The following is a 16,036-nucleotide window of genomic DNA, read 5'->3' on the forward strand; positions in this document are numbered from 1 at the left end:
CCGCCACCCCGTGCCGGACCGTGGCCCGCACCAGGGCGCCGTGGGTCACGTCGGGATCGTCGCCCGCATCCTTGACGATGCCCGCCATGGCGCTGCCGGACCCAAGGGCATGAACGGCGAGGGCGAAGGCCGGGCGGGCGCCGTTGGGCAGTTCCACTTCCACGGGATCAGGAAACGTGCCGGTGACGAGGGCCGCGAAGGCGGCCTTGGCCGCTCCGGCGGCGCAGGTGCCCGTGGTCCAGCCGCGCTTCAGCGGCCGGTCGGTGGGGGCGCCCTCGGGAGGGTCGCTCGGCACGTCGCTCATGACCGCCTTGATAGAGAGGCCAAGCCGACTGCGGAAGGGGGGACCGGGCGTTGAACGCACCCCGCGGCCTCCTCATCGCCGCCCCGCGCTCCGGATCGGGCAAGACGACGATCACCCTCGCCCTGCTCGCGGCGCTGGCGCGGCGGGGCGTCGCCGTGCGGGCGGCGAAATCGGGGCCGGATTATATCGACCCGGCCTTCCATGCCGCCGCCACCGGCCGGCCGGGGCTCAATCTCGACAGCTGGGCCATGCCGCCGGCCCTCGTCGATCACCTCGCGCGGACGGCGGCGGACGGTGCCGAGCTGCTGGTGGCGGAAGGCGCCATGGGCCTGTTCGACGGGGTGGCGACCGAAGCTGGCCGCACCGGGGCGGGGGCCGACATCGCGGCGCGCCTCGGCCTGCCGGTGCTGCTGGTGCTGGACGTGTCGGGGCAATCCCAGACGGCGGCGGCGGTGCTGCGCGGCTTCCTCACCCATGATCCGCGGGTGCGCATCGCCGGCGTGGTGCTGAACAAGCTCGGCAGCGAGCGGCATACGCGCATGATCCGCGAGGCCATCGCCCCGCTGGGCGTGCCCATCCTCGGCACCGTGCCGCGCGAGGCGACCATCGTGCTGCCGGAGCGCCATCTCGGCCTGGTGCAGGCGGGCGAGACCGACGACCTCGCGGCCCGGCTCAAAGCCCTGGCGGATCTGGGCGAGCGCCACCTCGACCTCGACGGCATCCGCGCCGCCGCCGGACCTCTCGACCTTGCGGTGGGGGAAACCGACGCGCTGATCCCGCCGCCGGGCCAGCGGATCGCGCTGGCGCAGGATGCCGCCTTCAGCTTCATGTACGCCCACATGCTGGCGGGCTGGCGGGCGCTGGGGGCGGAGATCCTGCCCTTCTCACCCCTCGCAGACCAAGTCCCGGACCCGTCCTGCGACGTGTGCTGGCTGCCCGGCGGCTATCCGGAGCTTCATGCCGGCCGGCTGGCGGCGGCGGGCCGGTTCCTCGAAGGCATGCGCCGCTTTGCCAAGACCAAGCCCGTGCATGGGGAGTGCGGCGGCTACATGGCTCTCGGCCAGGCGCTCACCGACGCGGACGGGATCACCCACGCCATGCTCGGCCTGCTGGCGCTTGAGACCAGCTTTGCCCGCCGCAAGATGAATCTCGGCTATCGGGCGGCGCGCCTCATGGCTCCCTCGCCGCTCGGGGCGACGGGGGAGACGGTGCGCGGCCACGAGTTCCACTACGCGACCGTGGCCACCCGCGGCGGGGACGATCCCCTCGCCGAACTGTCCGATGCCGAAGGCCGCCCGCTGGGCGCCGCCGGAAGCCGGCGCGGCACCGTGACGGGCAGCTTCTTTCACGCGATCGCAAGGGGCTGACGCGCGTGTCGCTCACACCTGCCTGGTGGTGACGGCGAGGATACGCTTGGCCACCACGAAGGCGGCGGGAATGGCGACGACCGCGCCGATGGCAGCGGCGATGGGGATGAGTTGCATGCCCTGACCCGCCAAGGACGGCATGGCCAGCACGAACATGATGGCCGCGCCGGCAAAGGTGGTGGCGAGCACGAGCCAGACGAGGATTGCAATCTTGAGCATGGTGGGGGCTCCCGCGGCAGACGCTCCTTGATACGCCCTTCCGTTGGGTCCGCTTTTGACACCGATCAACTGTGAATGGGCCGGTGGCGTCGCATGCATTCACTGCATGACGAGGACCGGCACTTGCGGGTTATAGTCTCGTCCGCAGGCGCGCCGCCGGGCGCCGGAAGGACGCGCCGCCGATCCCCGGGAGGGACGTCATGCAGTGTCAGTTCAAGGAAGACGACTTCCGTGCTGCCATCCTCGACATCGTCAGCCAGAAGGATGGGCAGGCCCTCATCATCCAGGTGGTGGGTGGAACCACCCTCACCGGCTTCGCGCCCCTGAGCGTGGGCCGCGACTATCTCAGGTGCCAGGTGGCCGCCGGGGCGGGGCAGAAGGAACAGGTGGTTCCCTTCCACTCCATCACCTGCGTGCGCTGAGGCGTCGCCTCCGTCACGCTGGCCGTGCCGTCCTATATCGTATATCTAACGCCGGCGTTTGATCGCCCCGGCCCTTCATGCCCTCAGGAGCCTTCCCATGGCAGCACCCCAGCCCATCTCCCGTTCCGGAACCGCGCATTTCACGCTGCTGCGCGACAAGATGCTGATCGGCGGCGCCTGGGTGAATGCGGATTCGGGCGCCACCATCGAGGTCCATAATCCGGCCACCGGCGAGATCATCGGTACCATCCCGAAGGCCGGCGCCGCCGAGACCCGCCGCGCCATCGAGGCCGCCTCCGAAGCCTTCAAGACCTGGCGCGCCACCACCGCCGCCGAGCGCGCGGTGAAGCTGCACAAGCTGGCCGACCTCATCACCCAGAATGCGGACGAACTGGCCGCCATCCTCACCACCGAGCAGGGCAAGCCGCTGGCCGAAGCCAAGGGCGAGATCGGCGCCTCCGCCGGCTATGTGCGCTGGTTCGCGGAAGAGGCCCGGCGCCTCTACGGCGACGTGATCCCCTCGCCGTGGGGCAATCGCCGCATCCTCGTCACCAAGGAGCCGGTGGGCGTGGTGGCGGCGGTGACGCCGTGGAACTTCCCGTCCTCCATGCTGTCGCGCAAGATCGGCGCGGCGCTGGCGGCCGGCTGCACCGTGGTGGCCAAGCCTTCCGAGCTGACCCCCTATTCGGGCCTGGCCTGGGGCGTGCTGGCCGAGATGGCCGGCATCCCGGCGGGCGTGGTCAACATCGTGGTGGGCGAGGCTCCCGCCATCGGCGGCGAGATGACCTCCAACCCGCTGGTGAAGAAGGTGACCTTCACCGGCTCCACCCCCGTGGGCAAGCTGCTGATGAAGCAGTCCGCCGACACCATGAAGAAGATCTCCATGGAGCTGGGCGGCAACGCGCCGTTCCTGGTGTTCGACGATGCCGACCTCGACCTCGCGGTGGAGCAGGCCATCGCCTCCAAGTATCGCAACGTCGGCCAGACCTGCGTGTGTGCCAACCGCTTCTATGTGCAGGCGGGCATCTATGACGCCTTCGCCGCGAAATTCGCCGAAGCCGCCAAGAAGCTGAAGGTGGGCAATGGCCTGGACGAGGGCGTGGTGGCCGGCCCGCTCATCGACGAGCGCGCGCTGGCCAAGGTGGAGCGCCTGCTGAAGGACGCCCTGGACAAGGGCGCCACCGTGCTCACCGGCGGCAAGCAGCCGGCCCTCGGCGGCACCTTCTTCGAGCCCACCGTTCTCGCCGATGCCACCCAGGACATGGCCTTCGCCCGCGACGAGATCTTCGGCCCGCTGGCGCCGCTGTTCAAGTTCGAGACCGAGGAGCAAGCCGTCTCCTACGCCAATGCGACGGAATACGGCCTTGCCTGCTACTTCTTCACCAAGGACCTCGGCCGCGCCTTCCGGGTGGCGGAACGGCTGGAATACGGCCAGGTGGGCATCAATGCCGGCGTCATCACCACCGAGGTGGCCCCGTTCGGCGGCGTAAAGGAGAGCGGCATGGGCCGCGAAGGCTCCAAGTACGGCTGCGACGACTATCTGAACATCAAGTACATGTGCGTCGGCGGGCTGTGAGGCCGCGCCGACCAGATTGCATCGCAACCGGATCGGATAACGCGGTCTCTTTCCTTAAGTTCAGAGGGCGATTCACCGAGCAAATTGCTTCAATTTGCTCGGATCGCGCTCTGAGCCCGCCAAGACCCGGGCGGTTCGCCGCCCGGGTCTTCCACATCAGGCCGGCGGCGCGAAGCGCAGGGCGATGCCGATGCGGTTCCAGGCGTTGATGGAGGCGATGGTCACCGTGAGGAAGACCGCCTCATCCTCCGAGAACTCCTGCAGCAACGCCGCCCATGCCGCGTCGGAAGCAGCTTCCGCCTCAAGCTGCGTCAGCGCTTCCGCATAGGCCAACGCCGCCCGCTCCCGCGCCGAGAACGCCGGCGCATCCCGCCAGGCCGCGAGCAGGTCCAGCTTGTCCTGCGGCACGCCGGCCTTGCGCGCCACGCCCAGGTGGAACTTCAGGCAGAAGGCGCAGCCGTTGATCTGGGAGGCGCGCAGCTTCACCAGTTCCGTCAACCCCTTGTCGAGGCCGGAGGCGTCCACCGCCTTGGTGAGGGCGGACAGGCCCGCATAGACATCCGGGGCCCGCTCGGTGAAGGCCTTGTAGGTGGGGCGGGACAAGGGGTCGGCCATGAACGGGTCCTTTCGGGGCGACGGGTCCGGGCTGCGCCTCAGCTTTTCAGCCGGTAACCGGTGCGGAACATCCAGCGCACGGTGAAGAGGCACACGGCGAGGAAGGCCAGCGTCATGGCGAAGCTCACCTCCACCCGCACATCCGAATGGCCGAAGAAGCTCCAGCGGAAGCCGGACACCAGATAGACCACGGGGTTGAACAGGGTCACCGTCCGCCACACCGGGGGCAGCATGTCCAGCGAATAGAAGGTGCCGCCGAGGAAGGTCAGCGGCGTGATCACCAGCATGGGGATGAGTTGCAGCCGCTCGAACCCGTCGGCCCAGATGCCGATGATGAAGCCGAACAGGGAAAAGGTGACCGCCGTGAGCACCAGGAAGCCCAGCACCCAGAACGGATGGCGGATCTCCAGCGGCACGAACAGCGAGGCGGTGGCGAGGATGATGATCCCCAGCACCGTGGACTTGGTGGCCGCCGCCCCCACATAGCCCGCCACGATCTCGAACGGCGAGACCGGTGCCGACAACAGCTCGTAGATGGTGCCGGTGAAGCGCGGGAAGTAGATGGCAAACGCCGCGTTGCTGATGGACTGGGTGAGCAGGGTCAGCATCATCAGTCCCGGCACGATGAAGGCGCCGTAGGGGACGCCCCCAACTTCAGCCATGCGCGGGCCGATGGCCGAGCCGAACACCACGAAATAGAGCGAGGTGGACAAAACCGGCGAGACCACGCTCTGGCCCAGGGTGCGCCGGGTGCGGTTCATCTCGAAGCCGTAGATGGCGCGGATGGCTTGCAGGTTCACGGGGCGCGCCTCACCAGGCTCACGAAGATGTCTTCGAGGGAGCTTTGCTCCGTGTGGAGATCCTTGAAGGCGATGCCCTCGGACGACAGTGCGGCCAGCAGGCCGGCGATGGAGAGGCCGTCGTCGTCCCCCTCGCGGTTGGTCGCATAGGTGTAGGTGAGGCGGGTGCCGTCGCCCGACAAGGCGAGGCCGAAGTCCGCCAGCGCCTGCGGCAGGGCGGAAAGCGGCACGGTCAGCTCGACGGTGAGCTGCTTCTTGCCCAGCTTGCGCATGAGCGTCGCCTTCTCCTCCACCAGGATCAGTTCGCCCTTGGCGATCACCCCCACCCGGTCGGCCATCTCCTCGGCCTCCTCCAGATAGTGGGTGGTCAGGATGATGGTGACGCCCTCGTCGCGCAGTTCGCGCACCAGGCGCCACATGTCGCGGCGCAGTTCCACGTCCACGCCGGCGGAGGGCTCGTCGAGGAACAGCACTTCCGGCTCGTGGGACAGGGCCTTGGCGATGAGGACGCGCCGCTTCATGCCGCCCGAGAGCGTCATGATGCGCGCGTCCTTCTTGTCCCAGAGGGACAGGCTGCGCAGCACCTTCTCGATATGGGCGGGGTTCGCCTTGCGGCCGAACAGGCCCCGGGAGAAGCTCACCGTGGCCCAGACGCTCTCGAACGAATCGGTGGTCAGCTCCTGCGGCACCAGGCCGATGCGGGAGCGCGCCGCGCGGTAGTCCGCCACGATGTCGTATCCTGCAACCTCCACCTTGCCGGCGGTGGCGTTCACCAGGCCGCAGATGATGGAGATGAGGGTGGTCTTGCCCGCGCCGTTGGGCCCGAGCAGGGCGAAGATCTCGCCGCGCCGGATGTCGAGGCTGACATCCTTCAGGGCCACGTGGCCCGTCGCATAGGTCTTGCCGAGGCCGGAGACGGTGATGACGCTGGTGGAGGGGCTCCCGGAGGAGTCGCTCTTGAAGGAGTCGCGGGTCGCAGGGGCGCTCATGGGGGCGCTTTAGACCACGTCACGGCGGCGGCGGGAAGCCCCGCCGCCTGACCCTCACGCATATGCGCAGGCGGCTCAGGCGCCCTGGATGGCGCTGAGGCGCCAGGCGCCGGCCTGCCCGCCGGTCGGCCCGGCCATGCGGTCGCGCACGAAGGTCCACACCTCCGTTCTTTCGCCCACGCCTGCGGCATCGCCGGAGACCACCCGGCCGCTCGCGCGGTCGAGCATCACGTCGCGGCTGGCATAGCGCATGGCAACGGTGGCGTACTCGCGGTTGCCTTCCCGCCACGCCTCGGCCAGGTCGCCCTGGAGCAGCTTCACGTCGGAGACGTCGTTGCGCACCCCGCGCTCGACATTCTCCCGCAGCTCGTCGGCGAGATAGCCGAACATTTCCGGGGTTGTATTGGCCCGCAGCTCCGCCTGGTCCTCGCGGCTCACCGCGCCCTGGATGATGCCGAGGAGGCGCTCGAACGCATCGAAATCGCCGGCGGCGAGGCCGATCTCATCCTGCACGCCGGGCGTCCGCCCGGTGCCGGACGGCGGTGCGCTGGCGGCGCGCCAGTCGCCGGGAGCCGCGGGACGCGGCCCGCCGGAGCCTGCACCAGAACCCGCACCCATACCGGCGGGAACCGGCTGGGAGCGGCGCAGCAGGCGCATGACCAGCATGACGACGCCGACGACAAGGCCCACCTGAAGCAGCAGCCCCAGGATACCAGCAAGCCCGCCGAGCCCCTGCCCCATCAGCATGCCGATGAGACCGCCGATGAGCAGGCCACGCATGAGCGAGCCGGCGAAGCCGTTGCCGAACATGGACTGGCGCGGCGCGGCGGCCTGCGGGCGGGCCGCGCTGGACGGTGCCGTCTGCGGCGAAGTGGTGGAGCGCTGCACCGGCGCCACCGTGCCCGGCGCCGTGGGAGTGGCCGCCGGGGTCTGGTAGGTCCGGGTTCCCCGGCTGCCGAAGGAGCCGCCTTGGCGCGCATCCGCATGGTTCGCGGCCACGAGGGTCAGCGCGCCCGCGACGGCCAGCGCCGCCAGAACCGTCCGCTTGCGAAACATGGACATTCCAATCACAGCCTCCCCGACGCCGGGCAAATGCCGCAACGTCACATGGCCCATCATATAGGAAAGGCCGGCGCCGATTGCGAGGGCTTCGTCACCGCGTTTGCCACCGCGCCGCGCGCTGATAAGGTCGCCCCGCCTGACGCACCGACGTTTCCCGGAGCCCCCATGCCCGTCCTTGCCGTGCGTGCCTTGTCCAGAAACGCCTTTGCAGGGCCTGCGTTCACAAAACCGATCCTGCGCCTTCTCGCCTGCTGCGCCCTTCTGGCCGCGCCGGCCGCCGCGCGGGCCGAGCCGGTGGGCGTCACCGTGCGCAACGAGAGCGTGGCCGCCACCTGCGCCGAGACCGACAACGTCACCCTCACCTTTGCCTCCGACACGGTGAGCCGGTTCCGCATCGTCGCCCGCCACCCGGCCTATGCGGGCATGATGCGCGTCGACCGGACCGAGCCGGATTTCGACACCTGCGACTTCTCCGGCGACCCGGCGGTGCCGGCCGCAGCGCCCGCCGCCACCGCCACGGCGCCGAAGCGCATCACCATCTACGAGACGCCGGACCTGTGGCTCACCGGCTTCATCTTCCCCTCGTTCTGGCGTGCCGCAACGGTCCCGTTCCGGGTGGGCACCGAAGTGACGCACGGCCTCCACATGGTGCAGCTGTGGGTGCGCGGCGAAAACCAGCAGCCCGAAGAGGTGCTGGTGGTCTATCCGCCGGATGGCTACTGGCGGGCGCGGCCGCTGTCGCCGGCGCACCTGTCCAGCACCGCCTACGGCTCGTCCTTCCTGCTGGGTCCGGTGGAGCAGACCGAGCGCCCGCTGGTGCGCCTGAAGGAAATCGGCTTCGCGCCGCAGACGCGCACCTTCACCCTGTCGTTTGCCGATGGCGGCAAGGCGCGGCTGAAGGTGGCCGGGGTGGATCGCGATGCGCTGACCCTGGAAGCGGAGTTCGACGGCACGGCCCCGCGCACCTTCGCCGCCCTGCGCTCCATGTATGTGACCGAGGGCAATGCCGACGTGGCCCGCGTCTCCTGGCGCACCCTGCCCAAAACCGGAACGCCCGCCACCATCGGCGAGGCCCCCGTCTTGAGCTTCACCGATGCCGGCAACGTTGCCATGCTGTGGGCGGGCCGGCTGGTTCCATCCCGCCACAACACCAGTGCGCCGGACTACATCTTCGACGGCTTCGCCAGCCGCTAGAGCGTTTTCCGCCCGCCTTGGCTCACGGAAATCGCTCTAGAACCTTGTGTTGACGCGTTTTCTTCACGCGAACCGGCACCCACTTCGCTCGAAAACGCTCTGGACTCTCGCTTTAACGCGTTGTCTTCACGCGAACCGGTACCCACTTCGCTCGAAAACGCTCTGGACTCTCGCTTTAACGCGTTGTCTTCACGCGAGCCGGTACCTCGCTCGAAAACGCTCTCAGCCGCGTCAGGCGACGGCGAGCACCGCCTCCGCCTCCAGCACGCCATTGGCACCGCTGGTGACGGATTCTTCCAGCCCCCTCGCCTCGGTGGCGAGGTTCTCGGTGAAGAAGCGGGCAAGGGCGATGCGCGCGGCAAGGCGCGGGTCGGTGCCGCCCGCTGCCCGTTCCGCATAGGCGGCGAGCGCCGCCTTGGCGAGATAGGCCCCGCCGGCAGCGCGGGCGAACAGGCGCAGGAACGGCGTTGCCCCGGCCAGCGCCTTGGCCTGGTCGCTCGGCAGCCAGTCCAGCATCTTGCGGGTGGCGCGGGCCAGCGCATCCACGGTCTCGGCGAGCCGCACCCCCGTATGGCCGAAATCCGGAGAATTCAGCGCGGCCACCTCGGCGGCGATGTCGCGATAATCGGCGAGCACGGCGTTCACCACGTCGCCGCCCTCTTGCGGCAGCTTGCGGGTGACGAGGTCGATGGCCTGGATGCCGTTGGTGCCCTCATAGATCGCGAAGATGCGGGCGTCGCGCAGGTGCTGGGCAGCGCCCGTTTCCTCCACATAGCCCATGCCGCCGTGCACCTGCACGCCGGTGGAGGCCACCTCGATGCCGATGTCGGTGGAGAAGGCCTTGGCCACCGGGGTCAAAAGGCTCGCCTCGGCCAGCGCCGCGGCGCGAGCGGAGGGGTCGGGCAGGCGATGGGCGCGGTCGAGGGCGTCGGCGGTCTTCAGGCAGATGGCGCGGGCGGCGTCGGTCTCGGCGCGCATGGTGAGCAGCATCCGCTTCACGTCCGGATGGGCGATGATGGGGGCCGAGCCCTCGAAGCCCGGCGCCTTGCCCTGCCGGCGCTCCTTGGCATAGGCGAAGGCGCGCTGGGTGGCGCGCTCGGCCACCGCCACGCCCTGGATGCCCACGGCGAGGCGGGCGTTGTTCATCATGGTGAACATGCAGGCGAGGCCGCGGTTTTCCTCGCCCACCAGATAGCCGATGGCCCCCTCGCCCTTTTCGCCGAACACCATGGTGCAGGTGGGCGAACCGTGCAGGCCGAGCTTGTGCTCGATGCCGGCGCAGACCACGTCGTTGCGCGCGCCGAGGCTGCCATCCTCATTCACGAGCACCTTCGGCACCACGAAGAGCGAGATGCCGCGGGTGCCGGCCGGCGCATCCGGCAGGCGGGCAAGCACGAGATGCACGATGTTCTCGGCAATGTCGTGCTCGCCGTAGGAGATGAAGATCTTGGTGCCGAAGATGCGGTAGGTGCCGTCCGCCTGCTTCACCGCCTTGGCGCGCAGGACCGCGAGGTCCGAGCCCGCCTGCGACTCGGTGAGGTTCATGGTGCCGGTCCAGGTGCCCGCCACCATTTTGGGCAGGAAGGTCTGCTGGAGTTCGGGGGCGCCATGGGCGGTGAGCGCCTCGATGGCGCCCATGGTGAGCACGCCGCCGATGCCGAAGGCGGGCGAGGCGGAATTCCAGAACTCCGTGAGCGCCGAGGTCACCGAGGTGGGCAGGTCCTGGCCGCCGAACGCCTCTTGTGCCGCCACCGAACTCCAGCCGGCGCTGGCCCAGGCCTCATAGGCGGCGCGCCAGCCTTCGGGGGTGGTCACGGCGCCGTCCTTGAGGGTGCAGCCCTGCTTGTCGGCCACCGTGTCGAGGGGTGCGATGACCGAGGCCGCAAACTTGCCGGCCTCTTCCAGCACCGGGTCCACCACGTCGAAGGAGAGGTCCACGAGGCCCTGCTCCATCAGCAGGGGAAGGGCCGTGCAGGTCTTGAGAAAAAAGGCGACCTCTTCCACCGGCGCGCGATAGCTCATGTGACCCTCCCGTGTGCGGCATGCGCTTGACCGGCCCCGCGGGGCGCGCTCTAAGCACGCGACGTTCGGCTTCCCACATCGCGGCGCCGGCCGGCTTCGTCAAGAGGCGTATTGTGGCCCTTTGGTCGGACACGCGCGGATTGAAGGCATCATGGTTTCTCCCGCTCCGCCCCAGACACGCCTACGCCCGACGCGCCTCCTGCCGGCCGCCGCCCCCGGCGCGGTCGCCGAGGCGGCACGGCTCCTGGCCTCCGGCGGCCTCGTGGCCTTTCCCACCGAGACGGTCTACGGCCTCGGCGCCGATGCCTCGAACCCTCAGGCCGTGGCCGCCCTCTATGCGGCCAAGGGGCGCCCGGCCTTCAACCCGCTGATCTCCCACACGCAGGACGCGGCCTCCGCCCGCCGGCTCGGCAGTTTCAACCGGGCGGCGAACATCCTTGCGGAGCGTTTCTGGCCGGGGCCGCTCACGCTGGTGGTACCTTATGCCGGCGGCGACGGCGTCTGCGACCTGGCGCGGGCGGGGCTCGACACGGTGGCCCTGCGCGTGCCCGCCCATGGCGATGCCGCCGCGCTGATCGGCGCCTTCGGCGGCGCGGTGGTGGCGCCCAGCGCCAACCGCTCCGGCCATGTCTCCCCCACCACCGCCGCCCATGTGATGGACGACCTCGAAGGCCGCATCGACGCGGTGCTGGACGGCGGTCCGACGCCGGTGGGGGTCGAATCCACCATTCTCGACGTGACTGGCGAAGTACCGGTGCTGCTGCGTCCCGGCGGCCTCGCGCGGGAGGAGATCGAGGCCGCCCTCGGCCACGCCATCGCGCGGCCCGATGCGACCGATGACGCCCGCCCGCTGGCGCCCGGCCGCCTCGCGTCCCACTACGCCCCGCGCGCCGTGCTGCGCCTCGACGCCACCCATGTCGCCCCGGGCGAAGCCCTGCTCACCTTCGCCGGCGCGGCGCCGGACGGCACGCCGGCCGCCGGGAGCGTGCTCGACCTCAGCCACTCCGGCGACCTCACCGAAGCTGCCGCCCGGCTCTATGGCGCGCTACGGGCGCTGGACGCCTCCGGCGCAACCGCCATCGCCGTGGTGGCGCTGCCTCGCACCGGCCTGGGCGAAGCCATCTACGACCGCCTCGCGCGCGCCGCCGCGCCCCGCCCATCCCGAGGCCCTTCCACAAGCGAGATCCCCGCATGACCGAGACGCTCGCCACCACCGCCGTTGAGGGCTTTGCCTTCAGCCATGCGCAGGACACCGACACGCCGGCGCTTGCCGCCCTGTGGGAGCGCGCCGGCCTGACGCGCCCGTGGAACGACCCCTTCGCCGATATCGCGCTTGCCCGGCGCGGCCCCCATTCCACCATCCTGGTGGCGCGGCGGGACGGCACGCTCGCGGGCTCGGTGATGGTGGGCCACGACGGCCATCGCGGCTGGATCTACTACCTCGCGGTGGAGCCCGATCTTCAGGGCAAGGGCCTCGGCCGCGCCCTGCTCACCGCCGCCGAGGACTGGCTGCGCGCCCGCGCCGTGCCCAAGCTCATGCTGCTGGTGCGCCCGGACAACGCGGCCGTGCGCGGCTTCTATGCCGCCGTGGGCTATCTGGAAGAACCGCGCGTCGTCTTCTCCCGCCGCCTCGACGGGAAATAGACGCGGGTCGCCACCTCAGGCCGCTCCGCCTGGCCGACGCAACCAGCTCTCAAGGCCCCGGAAGGCGCAGGCGTCATCCGGAGGCCCTGGATGCAGGGATGGCCAAAGGTACAATTCGACCGCCAAGACCCCCTCGGACGCCCTTCCCATCGTGGGCAGCGACGACCACTTCCCGGTCCACCGCATCTATTGCGTGGGTCGCAACTTCGCCGACCATGCGGTGGAGATGGGCCACGATCCCAGCAAGGAGCCGCCCTTCTTCTTCCAGAAGAATCCCGACACGCTGGTGCCCCACGGCGCGACCATCGCCTATCCGAAGATGTCGCAGGACGTGCACCACGAGGTGGAACTGGTGGTGGCGCTGAAGGCCGGCGGCGAGGACATTCCGCTGGAGCGTGCCCTGGACTGCGTGTTCGGCTATGCGGTGGGCCTCGACCTCACCCGCCGCGACCTGCAGGGCGAGGCCAAGAAGCTCGGCCGGCCATGGGAAGTGGGCAAGGCGTTCGAGGAGGCGGCGCCCTGCTCGGCCCTGGTGCCGGCGACCACCATCGGCCATCCCGACGCGGGGCGCATCTTCCTGAAGATCAACGGGGCGGTGAAGCAGGACGGCAACCTCAACCAGATGATCTGGAAGGTGCCGGAGATGATCGCCACCCTCTCCACCCTGTTCAGGCTCGCCCCCGGCGACCTCATCTTCGCCGGCACCCCGGCGGGCGTCGGCCCGCTCTCGAATGGCGACGTGCTGGAAGGCGGCGTCGAGGGCGTGGGTGAAATCCGCCTCACCGTCGTCTGAACCCACCGGCCCCTTGCCTTGAACAATGCCGCGCGGGTTCAGCTCCCGCGCGGCGCGCCTTGGGTCAGGCTCTTGGGTCAGGCTCCTGGGCCGCAGGCCTTGTGGATCCGCTGGCCTTGTGGATCACCGAATGCCCGGCGCGCTGAAGCTGCAATCCGGCCGGTCTTGTCCGGAACGAAAGCTGCCAAACGCGATAAAGCTGCAAGACGCGATGTAGATTGACGACCGTTCCCGATGGCGCGGATCGTGGGCAATCCGTTGGGAATGGAAGTGGCTGGGGGACTAGGATTCGAACCTAGATTAACGGAGTCAGAGTCCGCGGTTCTACCGTTGAACTATCCCCCAACGCTGTCCTCTGAAGGTCGCCGAAGCGGCCGAGGATGCGTGCCCCGAAAGGCAGGTGGGGTCTATACGCAATTCTCCGCCCCGGTTCAATAGGCTTTCGCATCATCCACAGCCCGCGATCCGCAGTGGTATACGGTATCCGCATTGGTGCCATGCACAATCCGCTCTATTGCAGTGCACGCTCCTGGCTTATGGTGCGGACATTGAATTTGGAGCCGATCTCCAAGCGGAGGCGAAAATGGCCACGATCACTGCAACTCCTTCCCGCGAATTCGGGCTGTTCGGGCGCATGGGCGCCACTGTTTCCAAGGTGGTGTCGGCCATCCTCGAAGCCCGCCGGATGGCGACTCGCTACGAACAGCTCCGCCGCATGCCCAACAGCGAGCTGGCCAAGCTCGGCTGCAGCCGCGACGAGATCGCCCAGCTGGTCGTGCGCGGCTTCTGAGTTTTTCGCTTCCGGTTTCCGGGCTCGTCTGCCCGGAGCGTGACATCTCCCGCGTTTCCTCCCAGTGCCTGTCCCGCCCACCGCAAGGTGGCGCGGGACTTTCTTTTGGGCTGATACCATCGGCTTCGGTCTTCGAAGATGGGTTACGCTCAAGCGCCGCGCGGGCTTGACCAATGGCCATGAGACAAGCTCATGGCCATTGGTCTGATCGCCCTATTCGACCCGCACCGTCACGCTGTCGGAAAGCCCGTCCGCGTCGATCACGGTGAGGCGGGCGAAGCCCCGCCCCTGCGGCGTCCAGAACAGGGTGCGCCGGTCCTCCACCCGCGCCACCGGGCGGCCGTCCATGAGCAGGGTGAGCGGGAAAGTGCCACCATCCACCTTGAGCGCAAGCGTCTCCGCCTCCGCGCCCGAGACCCGCGCGCCCTCCGGCGGATAGACCACCTGCAAGGGCTGCTCCTGCCGGGTGCGGCCGAAATGGCGCTGCGGCACGGGAAGGCGGGCGTTCGCCGCCATCACCGCGCCGCGCGGTGCCGGGCCGAGCCCCGCCGGGGTGCGGACGATGCGGGCGAAGGCATCGAACAGCAGGGGCGCCGCCGCGGCGCGGCCGGTGAGGTCGGGCACCGCCTGCCCGTCCGGCCGGCCCACCCAGACACCCACGGTGCGGCGCCCGTCGAAGCCCATGGCCCAGCTGTCGCGATAGCCGTAGGAGGTGCCGGTCTTGAAGGCGATGCGGCCGGTGAGCGCATTCTCCGGCGCCGGCGTGCCCAGAAGGCACTGGCCCACGTACCAGGCGGCCGCCGGATCCACGAGCCGGGACCGGCGTGGCACGGCCACCGCGCCGCCGTCGCGACGGAACACCAGCGGATGCGCCTCGCCGCCCCGCGCCAGCGCGCCGTAGAGCATGATGAGGTCCACCAGGCGGATGCCCACGCCGCCGAGCCCCATGGGCAGGGCCGGCGCCGCCCCCGGCGGCAGCTCCAGCCGCGCCCCGGCCTGCTGGAGGCGGGTGGCGAGGCGCTGCGGCCCCACCCCATCCAGCAGGCGGACCGCCGGCACGTTCAACGACAATTGCAGCGCCTTGCGCACCGAGAGGGTGCCCTGGAAGCCGCGGTCGAAATTCTCCGGCCGCCAGCCGCCGAAGCGGGCGGGCCGGTCCTCGATCATGGTTTCGGGATGGGCGATGCCGTCCTCGAAGGCGAGGGCATAGATGAAAGGCTTCAGGGTGGACCCCGGCGAACGCACTGCGCGGGCAAGGTCCACCGCGCCGGCCCGCTCCCTGTCGAGGAAATCCGCCGAGGCCACATAGGCCCGCACCTGCGCGCTGTCATTGTCCATCACCACCATGGCCGACGAGAGCCCGCGGCCCAGCGCCCGTGTGCGCTCGCGCACCAGTTCCTCCAGCTTCTCCTGCAGCGGCGCATCGAGGGTAGAGAGATGGCGCGAGATGTCCGGCCGCTCCGCCACCATCTGCTCGGCGAGGTGAGGCGCGAGCTGCGGCAAGGCACGGCGCGCCATCGGCACCGGCTCGGCCTTCGCGACCCTCACCTCGTCGGCCGCAAGCAGGCCCTGGGACGCAAGCCGGTCGAGCACCCGGTCGCGCGCCGCCCGCGCGCGGGCCGCAAAGCGATCCGGCCGGCGCATTTCCGGCGCCTGCGGCAGGGCCACCAGCAGCGCCGCCTCGCCAAGAGTGAGCCGGCGCGGCTCCTTGCCGAAATAGGTCAGCGACGCGGCCCGTACCCCCTCGATATTGCCGCCATAGGGGGCGAGCGTCAGGTAGAGCCCAAGGATCTCGGGCTTGGACAGAAGTGCCTCCAGTTCCAGCGCCCGGCGCATCTGGGCGAGCTTGGCGGAAAGCGTGCGCGGGCGTGGCGGCAGCGTCAGGCGCGCCACCTGCATGGTGAGCGTCGAGCCGCCCGAGACCACACGCTGCGATGCCGCCGCCTGCCCCGCCGCCCGCAGCAGGGCCAGCGCATCGACGCCGTTATGCCGCTCGAACCGGCGATCCTCATAGGCGAGGATCATGGCGACGAGGCGCGGGTCCACGTCCTCCACCGTGACGGCGAGCCGCCAGCGGCCATCGGGCAGCGCGAAGGGCCGCAGCAGCCGGCCCTCGCGGTCCACCACCTCGGCCGAGACCTTCACCGGCGGTGGCGGCGGGGCATTGGCGCGCACATGGGAGAGGCCGGCAAAGCCCCCGCCGCCACCGCCGGTGAAGGTCTCGGCCGAGGTGGTGGAC

At 69.8% G+C, this 16,036-nt stretch carries 16 protein-coding genes and 1 tRNA gene; 8 read left to right on the plus strand and 9 right to left on the minus strand.

Annotated elements, in window-relative coordinates:
- The coding region (locus K9U41_RS16580; RefSeq protein ID WP_282641978.1) for a cobalt-precorrin-5B (C(1))-methyltransferase at window positions 1-304 on the minus strand (304 nt) is incomplete at its 3' end.
- A 50-nt stretch (window positions 305-354) separates the two neighbouring features.
- On the opposite strand from K9U41_RS16580, the gene K9U41_RS16585 reads away from it, so the two are divergent.
- Complete coding sequence (locus K9U41_RS16585) at window positions 355-1,671, plus strand: cobyrinate a,c-diamide synthase (RefSeq protein ID WP_282641979.1); 1,317 nt, start codon at window positions 355-357, stop codon at window positions 1,669-1,671.
- A gap of 12 nt (window positions 1,672-1,683) precedes the next feature.
- Here the strand turns inward: K9U41_RS16585 and K9U41_RS16590 are convergent, their stop codons facing one another.
- Complete coding sequence (locus K9U41_RS16590) at window positions 1,684-1,890, minus strand: hypothetical protein (RefSeq protein WP_282641981.1); 207 nt, start codon at window positions 1,888-1,890, stop codon at window positions 1,684-1,686.
- Window positions 1,891-2,090: 200 nt separating this feature from the next.
- Between K9U41_RS16590 and K9U41_RS16595 the strand changes: the two genes are divergently transcribed.
- Together K9U41_RS16595 and K9U41_RS16600 are read left to right on the plus strand one after the other, a co-directional pair.
- Complete coding sequence (locus tag K9U41_RS16595; RefSeq protein ID WP_282641982.1) at window positions 2,091-2,312, plus strand: hypothetical protein; 222 nt, start codon at window positions 2,091-2,093, stop codon at window positions 2,310-2,312.
- Window positions 2,313-2,409: 97 nt separating this feature from the next.
- The gene (locus tag K9U41_RS16600) at window positions 2,410-3,888 is read left to right on the plus strand and encodes an NAD-dependent succinate-semialdehyde dehydrogenase (RefSeq protein WP_282641983.1); all 1,479 of its coding nucleotides are present in this window, start codon (window positions 2,410-2,412) and stop codon (window positions 3,886-3,888) included.
- Between the two features lie 156 nt (window positions 3,889-4,044).
- On the opposite strand, the gene K9U41_RS16605 is transcribed toward K9U41_RS16600, so the two are convergent.
- The 4 genes from K9U41_RS16605 to K9U41_RS16620 form a co-directional block, all read right to left on the minus strand.
- On the minus strand, window positions 4,045-4,503 hold the full coding sequence (locus K9U41_RS16605) for a carboxymuconolactone decarboxylase family protein (RefSeq protein ID WP_282641984.1): 459 nt from the start codon (window positions 4,501-4,503) through the stop codon (window positions 4,045-4,047).
- A 38-nt stretch (window positions 4,504-4,541) separates the two neighbouring features.
- On the minus strand, window positions 4,542-5,303 hold the full coding sequence (locus K9U41_RS16610) for an ABC transporter permease (protein WP_282641985.1): 762 nt from the start codon (window positions 5,301-5,303) through the stop codon (window positions 4,542-4,544).
- Complete coding sequence (locus K9U41_RS16615; protein ID WP_282641986.1) at window positions 5,300-6,292, minus strand: ABC transporter ATP-binding protein; 993 nt, start codon at window positions 6,290-6,292, stop codon at window positions 5,300-5,302. The genes K9U41_RS16610 and K9U41_RS16615 overlap by 4 nt, the downstream gene beginning before the upstream one ends.
- A 75-nt stretch (window positions 6,293-6,367) precedes the next feature.
- Window positions 6,368-7,354: a TIM44-like domain-containing protein gene (locus K9U41_RS16620; protein ID WP_282641988.1), complete on the minus strand. Its 987-nt coding sequence runs from the start codon at window positions 7,352-7,354 to the stop codon at window positions 6,368-6,370.
- A gap of 165 nt (window positions 7,355-7,519) precedes the next feature.
- On the opposite strand from K9U41_RS16620, the gene K9U41_RS16625 reads away from it, so the two are divergent.
- The gene (locus tag K9U41_RS16625; RefSeq protein ID WP_282641989.1) at window positions 7,520-8,548 is read left to right on the plus strand and encodes a hypothetical protein; all 1,029 of its coding nucleotides are present in this window, start codon (window positions 7,520-7,522) and stop codon (window positions 8,546-8,548) included.
- Between the two features lie 231 nt (window positions 8,549-8,779).
- Here K9U41_RS16625 and K9U41_RS16630 read toward each other — a convergent pair whose 3' ends face one another.
- Window positions 8,780-10,570, minus strand: a complete 1,791-nt coding sequence (locus K9U41_RS16630; protein WP_282641991.1) for an acyl-CoA dehydrogenase — start codon at window positions 10,568-10,570, stop codon at window positions 8,780-8,782.
- A 151-nt stretch (window positions 10,571-10,721) separates the two neighbouring features.
- Between K9U41_RS16630 and K9U41_RS16635 the strand changes: the two genes are divergently transcribed.
- From K9U41_RS16635 to K9U41_RS16645, 3 genes are all read left to right on the plus strand, one after another.
- On the plus strand, window positions 10,722-11,765 hold the full coding sequence (locus K9U41_RS16635; protein WP_282641992.1) for an L-threonylcarbamoyladenylate synthase: 1,044 nt from the start codon (window positions 10,722-10,724) through the stop codon (window positions 11,763-11,765).
- Window positions 11,762-12,214, plus strand: a complete 453-nt coding sequence (locus K9U41_RS16640) for a GNAT family acetyltransferase (protein ID WP_282641993.1) — start codon at window positions 11,762-11,764, stop codon at window positions 12,212-12,214. The genes K9U41_RS16635 and K9U41_RS16640 overlap by 4 nt, the downstream gene beginning before the upstream one ends.
- Before the next feature lie 148 nt (window positions 12,215-12,362).
- Entirely contained in the window at window positions 12,363-13,007 is a 645-nt protein-coding gene (locus K9U41_RS16645) for a fumarylacetoacetate hydrolase family protein (protein ID WP_282641995.1), read from the plus strand.
- Between the two features lie 271 nt (window positions 13,008-13,278).
- Here K9U41_RS16645 and K9U41_RS16650 read toward each other — a convergent pair.
- Window positions 13,279-13,352 (minus strand) — tRNA-Gln (locus K9U41_RS16650).
- 238 nt (window positions 13,353-13,590) lie between these two features.
- Between K9U41_RS16650 and K9U41_RS16655 the strand changes: the two genes are divergently transcribed.
- Complete coding sequence (locus K9U41_RS16655) at window positions 13,591-13,797, plus strand: hypothetical protein (RefSeq protein ID WP_282641994.1); 207 nt, start codon at window positions 13,591-13,593, stop codon at window positions 13,795-13,797.
- 213 nt (window positions 13,798-14,010) lie between these two features.
- Here K9U41_RS16655 and pbpC read toward each other — a convergent pair whose 3' ends face one another.
- A complete protein-coding gene (pbpC, locus tag K9U41_RS16660; RefSeq protein WP_282641996.1) occupies window positions 14,011-15,972 on the minus strand; it encodes a penicillin-binding protein 1C in 1,962 nt (653 codons plus the stop codon).
- Between the last annotated feature and the right edge of the window lie 64 nt (window positions 15,973-16,036).

Origin of the sequence: Xanthobacter autotrophicus (assembly GCF_029991245.1) — a bacterium.
In the GTDB taxonomy this organism is placed as follows: domain Bacteria; phylum Pseudomonadota; class Alphaproteobacteria; order Rhizobiales; family Xanthobacteraceae; genus Xanthobacter; species Xanthobacter autotrophicus_C.